At 74.2% G+C, this 7,977-nt stretch carries 3 protein-coding genes; all 3 read left to right on the top strand.

From position 1 onward, the window contains the following. The coding region (locus tag ABZW03_RS32710) for an amino acid adenylation domain-containing protein (RefSeq protein WP_355266460.1) at positions 1-4,446 on the top strand (4,446 nt) is incomplete at its 5' end. A 280-nt stretch (positions 4,447-4,726) separates the two neighbouring features. Next, positions 4,727-6,154 carry an APC family permease gene (locus ABZW03_RS32705; protein ID WP_355266457.1) on the top strand — a complete coding sequence of 476 codons (1,428 nt, stop codon included), beginning with the start codon at positions 4,727-4,729 and terminating at the stop codon, positions 6,152-6,154. 50 nt (positions 6,155-6,204) lie between these two features. Further along, on the top strand, positions 6,205-7,842 hold the full coding sequence (locus ABZW03_RS32700; RefSeq protein ID WP_355266455.1) for an amidohydrolase: 1,638 nt from the start codon (positions 6,205-6,207) through the stop codon (positions 7,840-7,842). The last annotated feature ends 135 nt before the right edge of the window (positions 7,843-7,977 follow it).

The following is a 7,977-nucleotide window of genomic DNA, read 5'->3' as shown; positions in this document are numbered from 1 at the left end:
GGCGAGATCGAAGCGGCCGTCCTCGGCCGGCCCGGTGTGGCCCAGGCGGCCGTGATCGTCCGCGAGGACGTCCCCGGCGACAAGCGCATCGCCGCGTACCTCGTCCCCGCCACCGGTGCGGAGCTCGACACCGCCGCCCTGCGCGGCACCCTCGGGACGGTGCTGCCGGAGTACATGGTCCCGTCCGCGATCGTGCTGCTGGACGAACTCCCGCTGACCGTCAACGGCAAGCTCGACCGCCGTGCTCTGCCGGCCCCCGAGACCACCGCGATCCAGGAGGCCTACCGCGCCCCGCGCACGGCGGACGAGCAGGTGGTCTGCGAGGTGTTCGCCGAGGTCCTGGGCCTGCCCCAGGTGGGCATCGACGACAACTTCTTCGAGCTGGGCGGCCACTCCCTGCTCGCCGTCACCCTGGTCGAGCGGCTGCGCTCGCGCGGCGTCCAGGTTTCGGTGCGCGGGCTGTTCCAGGTGCCGACGCCCGCCGGGCTGGCGGCCGTCGACTCCGGCCAGGCCTTCGTCGTGCCGGAGAACCGCATCCCGGCCGACGCGACCGCGCTGACCCCGGACATGGTCACGCTGGCCGAGCTGAGCCAGGCGGACCTCGACCGGATCAGCGCGGCGGTTCCGGGTGGTGCGGCGAACGTCGCCGACGTCTACCCGCTGGCGCCACTGCAGGAAGGCATCTTCTTCCACCACCTGCTCGACGCCGACCAGGGCCGCGACGTCTACATCGTCCCGGTGGTCCTGGGCTTCGACTCCCGGAGCCGCGTCGACGCCTTCGTGACCGCGCTCCAGCACGTCGTCGACCGGCACGACATCCTGCGGACGGCCGTGTTGTGGGAGAACCTGCCCCAGCCGCTCCAGGTCGTGCTGCGCCGGGCCGTTCTGCCCGTCCACGAGGTCGTGCTGTCCGGCGCAACCGAGGACGACGCGGTGACCCGGCTGCTCGCGGCCTGCCCGCCGTCGATGGACATCCGCCAGGCCCCCATGGTCGACCTGACGATCGCTCAGAAGCCGGACGGCGACGGTTGGTTGATGGCTCTGCGCAGCCATCACCTCACCCGCGACCACCAGGCCCTGGAGATCCTCTTCGAGGAGGTGCGCGCCCACCTGGAGCACGAGGAGGACCGCCTGCCGGCCCCGGCGCGGTACCGCGACTTCGTCGCCCACGCCCGCCTGGCGGTCACGCCGGAGCAGCACCGCGCCTACTTCGAGCGCGCCCTCGGCGACGTCGAGGAGCCCACCGCGCCGTACGGCGTGCTGGACGTCCACGGCGACGGCACCGACACCGGCGAGGCCGTCGTCGAGCTGTCGGCCGAACTGGCCGGCCAGGTCAGGGAGCAGGCGCGTCGCCACGGCGTCAGCGCCGCCGCGTTCTTCCACCTGGCCTGGGCGCGGGTCGCCGCCGCGACGACCCGCCAGACCCACCCCGTGTTCGGCACGGTGTTCCTCGGCCGGATGGACGCGGGCGGCACCGCGCACCGGACGCCGGGTCTGTACATCAACACCCTGCCGATCCGGATCGACGCCACCCGGCCGTTGGACGCCGGACTGCGGGCGGCCCAGGTCCAGTTGGGCGAGCTGCTGCGGCACGAGCACGCCCCGCTGACCCTCGCCCAGCAGGCCACCGGCCTCCCCGCGCAGAGCCCGCTGTTCACCTCGCTGCTCAACTACCGCCACAGCCCGAGCGCTTCGGGCGAGGGGACCGGCCTGGCCGGGATCCGGGTGCTGTACGGGCACGAGCGGACCAACTACCCGCTCACCGCGTCGGTGGACGACACCGGTGTCGGTTTCCGGCTCTCCGTGCAGGCGGGGTCGCCGATCGACCCGGAGGTGGTGTGCGGCCTGCTGCACACGGCGGTCGAGAACATGGCCGGCGCGCTGGAGCGGGACGCCCGGACGCCGCTGGAGCGGATCCCCGTCCTCGACGACCGGCAGCGCGAGCAGCTGCTGACGGCGTGGAACGACACTGCCTCCGAGGTTCCGGCCGCCACGGTCGGGGCGCTGTTCGAGGCGCAGGTCGCGCGGATGCCGGAGGCGGTCGCGGTGGCCGCCGACGGGGTCGAGACCTCCTACCGCGAGCTGGACGAGCGGGCGAACCGCCTGGCCAGGCTGCTGGTGTCGCGGGGCGTGGGCGCGGAGTCCGTGGTCGGCGTCTGCCTGGACCGCGGGGTCGAGCTGATGGTCGCGCTGCTGGCGATCGTCAAGGCGGGCGGTGCCTACATGCCGATCGACCCGGCGTACCCGGCGGACCGGATCGGCTACATGCTGGAGGACGCGGCGCCGGTGACGGTGCTGGCCTCCTCGGCCACGGCGTCCGTCCTTCCCGGCTCCGGTGCGCTGGTCCTGGACGCGCCGGAGACGGTGGCGGAGCTGGCCGGCCTGGACGGCGGCGCCCTGCTGGACCGCGTGGTGCGGACCGGGGACGCGGCGTACGTCATCTACACCTCCGGGTCGACCGGCCGCCCCAAGGGCGTGCTGGTGTCCCACGCGGGTGTGGCGAGCCTGGTGGCCGGTCAGGTGCGCTACCTGGGCGTCGGCTCCGGGTCGAGGGTCGGGCAGTTCGCCTCGGCGGGCTTCGACACCTTCGGCTGGGAGTGGTTCATGGCCCTGCTGACCGGTGCGGCCCTGGTGGTGATCCCGCAGGACCGCCGTCTGGGCGAGGCCCTGCCGCACTTCCTGGCGGAGCAGCGGGTCACCCACGTGACGCTGCCGCCGGCCGTGCTGGCCACCCTGGACGAGCGCTCGATCGCCGACGAGGTCGTCCTGGTGACCGCCGGTGAGGCCTGCCCGCCGGACGTGATGGCCCGCTGGATGCGGGACCACCGGGTGTTCAACTCGTACGGCCCGACCGAGACGACGGTGGACGCCACGATGTGGCCGTGCGACCCGTCGGCGGGCGAGGTGTCGATCGGTTCGCCGGTGGTCGACACCCGGGTGTTCGTGCTGGACGAGTTCCTCGCGCCGGTCCCGGTCGGCGTGCCCGGTGAGATGTACGTGGCCGGTGCCGGCCTGGCCCGGGGCTACCTGGGCCGCCGGGGCCTGACGGCGGAGCGCTTCGTCGCCTGCCCGTTCGGCGAGTCCGGGGAGAGGATGTACCGCACCGGCGACCTGGCCCGCTGGCGTGCGGACGGGACGCTGGACTACCTCGGCCGCACCGACGACCAGGTGAAGATCCGCGGCCACCGGATCGAGCTGGGCGAGATCGAGGCGGCCCTGCTCGACCGGTCCGACATCGCCCAGGCCACCGCGATCGTCCGCGAGGACGTCCCGGGGGACCGGCGCATCGCCGCGTACGTCGTCCCGGCCGCCGGTGCGCGGGTGGACACCGCCGAGGTCCGCGGAGCCCTCGCGGCGGCGCTGCCGGAGTACATGGTTCCGTCCGCGATCACGGTCCTGGACGCGCTGCCGCTGACCGTCAACGGCAAGCTCGACCGGCGCGCCCTGCCGGCGCCGGACCGGGCGGAGCTGCTGGAGGCGTCCTACCGGGCGCCGCGCACCGCGGACGAGCGGGTGGTCTGCGAGGTGTTCGCCGAGGTCCTCGGGCTGGAGCGGGTCGGCATCGACGACAACTTCTTCGAGCTGGGCGGCCACTCGCTGCTGGCGGTCACGCTGGTCGACCGGCTGCGGTCGACGCTCGGGGTCGTGGTCGGCGTCCGGAACCTCTTCGAGGGCCCGACGGTCGAGTCCCTGGTCCGGGGGCTGAGCCGGCCGGCGGGCGTGGAGGGCCTCAAGGTCCTGCTCCCGCTGCGCGCGGACGGCGAGCGGCCGCCGTTCTTCGCGGTGCACCCGGCCGGCGGCCTGAGCTGGTGCTACGCGCCGCTGACCGGGATCATGCCCGAGGAGTGGCCGCTGTACGGCCTCCAGGCGCGCGGCCTGAGCGAGCCGGGCGCGCTGCCGGGCTCCGTCAAGGAGATGGCGGCGGACTACGTCGAGCAGATCCGCGCGGTGCAGCCGAGCGGCCCGTACCACCTGCTGGGCTGGTCGCTGGGCGGCGTGGTCGCGCAGGAGATGGCGGTGCAGCTGCAGGCCGTCGGCGAGGAGGTCGGCGCGCTGGTCGTGCTGGACGGCTACCCGTCGGCCGCCGTGGACCAGGGCGTGGACCAGCCCGGGCTCGAGGAGGTCGACTGGACCGACGCCGTGCTGCGGGTCGGTGAGCGCTTCGGGCTCGACCTCTCCGAGGAGGAGCTGGCCGTGGCCGAGGGCGTCCGGGCGAACAACGTCGAGATCGCGACGGCGCACGTCCCCGGCACCTTCCGGGGCGACCTGGTCCACGTGGCGGCCCTGCTGGACAAGCCGGCCGGGACGCCGCTCGGGGTCCGCTGGACGCCGTACGTCACCGGCGAGGTGGTGCAGACGACCCTGCCGTGCCGGCACCACGAGCTGGCGCAGCCGGAGGCGCTGCGGGCGGCCTGGGCCGCGACGGACCGCTGGCTCGAGGGCTGAGCCGCCGGTAGGACACGCACGGAGGGCCCGCCGGACGACCGGCGGGCCCTCCGGGGTTCTCCGGCGTTCGGGCGGGCTGCCCGGCGTCCTTATGACAACGGCATTGACGTGTGACGGTGCCGCCGGTTTCATGGCTCGCACTCCCGCCCGCGTCACCCCCTTCCGGCGCGGGCGGTCCCCCACACGCGCACCCCACGAGCAAGGCGGTGATCCGTTGGCATCGACGGTGAAGGACACGGGCGGCGGCCCGAGAACGGACGCGCGAGGCACCCACGTCACGATGCGGCGGTCGCTCGGCCTGCTGGACGGAGCGGTGATCGCCGCCTCCAGCACGGCCGCCACCAGCAGCATCGGGATCGGCCTGGGGCTGATGGCCGGGGTGGTCGGCCTGCACCTTCCGGCGATCATGCTGCTGGCCTTCCTCCCGGTCCTGGCCATCGCCGGCGGGTACGGGCGGCTGAACGCCGTCGAGCCGGACGCGGGCAGCGGCTACCGGTGGGTCGGGCGCACCCTCAACCCCTGGCTGGGCTTCCTGACCGGGTGGGTGAACACCGTGGGGACCGTCGTCTTCATGGCGTACACCACGACCGTCACCGGCTCCTCGGTCATCCAGCTGCTCGACCAGGCCCACGTGCGCAGCGTCGCCGGGCTGCGGCTCGACGCCGACTCGACCGTCCAGTGCACCCTGCTCGGCCTGGTGGTGCTGGTGGGCGCCGCGCTGGTCGCGGTGCGCGGGCTGGACCTGGCGGCCCGGCTGCAGAAGGCGCTGCTGGTCTTCGAGTACGCCGTGCTGCTCGGCTTCTGCGGCTACGGGCTGTTCGCCGGCGACCAGCCGTTCTCGCTCCAGTGGTACAACCCCTTCGACATCCCCTCCTTCGACGCGGTCGCGCAGGGCATGGTGTTGGCGGTGTTCTGCTACTGGGGCTTCGAGTCGGTGTTCAGCGTCGGCGAGGAGGTGCGCGACCCGCGGGACGCCTCCCGGGGCGGGCTGCTGGCCCTGGTGGTGATGCTGGCGCTGTTCCTGCTCGCCGGCACGGCCTTCCAACGGGTGCTGCCGATGGACGAGTTGGCCGACAACGGCGCGCACGGGCTGACCTACTTCGGCGCCAAGCTGGCCGAACAGCCGCTGGCCGCACTGCCGTTGATCGCGCTGATGTTCTCCGCGGTGGCCTCGCTGCAGTCCTCGGTGATCCCGACCGCGCGCGGGATGTACGCGATGGGGCGCGACCGGGTGCTCGGCCCGGTCTGGACCCGGCTGCACCCCCGGCACGCCACGCCCGCCGCCGGCACCCTGCTGATCACCGGCGTCGCGGTCGCCCTGGCGCTGGCCTCGATCGCCATCCCGACCGTCGGCGACCTGATCTCGGCCGCGGTCAACGCGATCGGCGTCGTCGTCGCGCTCTACTACGCGCTGACCGCCGTCGCCGCCGCCGTCCGCTTCCGCGGGCTGCTGCGCACCGACCCGCTGCAGGGGCTGCGCGCGGTGGTCGGGCCGCTGCTGGGCGCGGCGGCGCTGCTCGCCGTCGGCGGCTACCTCGCCTGGACCTTCTACGACTCCACGGACCACTTCGAACTCGCCGCCGACAACGGGTGGTTCGAGCTGACCGTGGTGGTAGTGATGATCGTCAGCGGGCTGCCGGCGGCGGCCTGGGCCCGCTGGCGGCGCCGCTCGCCGTACTTCCTGCGGGAGGGCGCGGCAGGCGAGTGACCCGTACGAAGCACGACCAGGCACGACCACGCGAGAACGGAGCACCACCCATGACCCAGGCCGATCTGGTCTTCACCCACGGCCCCGTCCACACCGGCGACGCGGCCCGGACCCGGGCGAGCGGCCTGGCGGTCGTCGGCGAGCGGATCGCCGCCGTCGGGCACGACGAGATCCGGGAGCTGATCGGGCCGGGGACGGAGGTCGTCGACCTCACCGGCAAGCTGCTGCTGCCCGGCTTCCAGGACGCGCACATCCACGCGGTGTTCGGCGGCGCGGAGTTGGCGTCCTGCGACCTCACCGGGACGGTCGGCGTCGCCGACTACCTGGCGCGCATCCGGGCGTACGCCGAGGCCAACCCGGAGCAGGAGTGGATCACCGGCAGCGGGTGGTCGATGGAGAGCTTCGAGGGCGGCCTGCCGACCCGGCAGCTGCTCGACTCCGTCGTCCCCGACCGGCCGGTCTACCTGACCAACCGGGACCACCACGGCGCCTGGGCCAACACCCGGGCGCTGGAACTCGCCGGCCTCACCGCCGACACCCCCGACCCGGCCGACGGGCGGATCGAGCGGGAGGCCGACGGCACCCCGAGCGGCACGCTCCAGGAGGGCGCCACCGCCCTGGTCGCCCGGCTGCTGCCGCCCGCGACCGCCGCCGACCGGCTGGACGGGCTGCTGCGCGCCCAGCGGCTGCTCCACTCGCTCGGCATCACCGGCTGGCAGGACGCGCTGCTCGGCGAGTTCAACGGCCAGCCGGACCCGTCCGACGCGTACCTCGCCGCCGCCCGCTCCGGCGCGCTGACCGCCCGGGTGACCGGCGCGCTCTGGTGGGAGCGCGACCGGGGTGCCGAGCAGATCCCCGAACTCGTCCGGCGGCGCGAGGAGTTGAGCCACGGGCGGTTCCGGGCCGGCTCGGTCAAGATCATGCAGGACGGCATCGCGGAGAACTTCACCGCCGCGATGACCAGCCCCTACCTGGACGGCTGCGGCTGCGCCACCGCCAACTCCGGCCTCAGCTTCGTCGATCCGGTGGCGCTGCGCGGGCACGTCACCGCGCTGGACGCGCTCGACTTCCAGGTGCACTTCCACGCGCTCGGCGACCGGGCCGTGCGGGAGGCACTGGACGCGATCGAGGCCGCCCGCACCGCCAACGGCCGGCGCGGCGCCCGGCACCACCTCGCCCACCTCCAGGTGGTCCACCCGGACGACCTCCCGCGCTTCGCCCGGCTCGGCGCCGTCGCCAACATCCAGCCGCTCTGGGCCGCGCACGAGCCGCAGATGGACGAGCTGACCATCCCCTTCCTCGGGCCGGAGCGGGCCGCCTGGCAGTACCCGTTCGGCGCCCTCCAGCGGGCCGGCGCCACCCTGGCGGCGGGCAGCGACTGGCCGGTGAGCAGCCCGGACCCGCTGGCGGGGCTGCACGTGGCGGTCAACCGGATGGAGCCGGAGGCCACCGACGGCCGGGTCTTCCTGCCCGAGCAGCGCCTCGACCTGGGCTCGGCCATCGCCGCCTACACGGCCGGCAGCGCCCACCTGAACGGGCACGACGACGCCGGGGTGCTGGCACCCGGCCTGCTCGCCGACCTGGTGGTGCTCGACCGCGACATCCTCACCGGCCCGCCGGAGGAGATCGCCACCGCCCGCGTCCTGCGCACCTACGTCGGCGGACAGCTGGTCCACGCCGCCGACTGACCCACCCCGGCGCGCACGGCACCGCCGTCGGTGGTGGGCACACGGGGGCCCACCACACCCGGCATCGACATGGGCCTGGTGCCCGCCGCGTACTTGGCGTCCAAGACCTTCCTCAACGCCGTCACCGTCCAGTAC

This window comes from Kitasatospora sp. NPDC004799, from assembly GCF_040609095.1.
Taxonomy (GTDB): domain Bacteria; phylum Actinomycetota; class Actinomycetes; order Streptomycetales; family Streptomycetaceae; genus Kitasatospora.
Note: the sequence above shows the minus strand (reverse complement) of the source record. Positions and strands in the feature narration are given on the sequence as shown.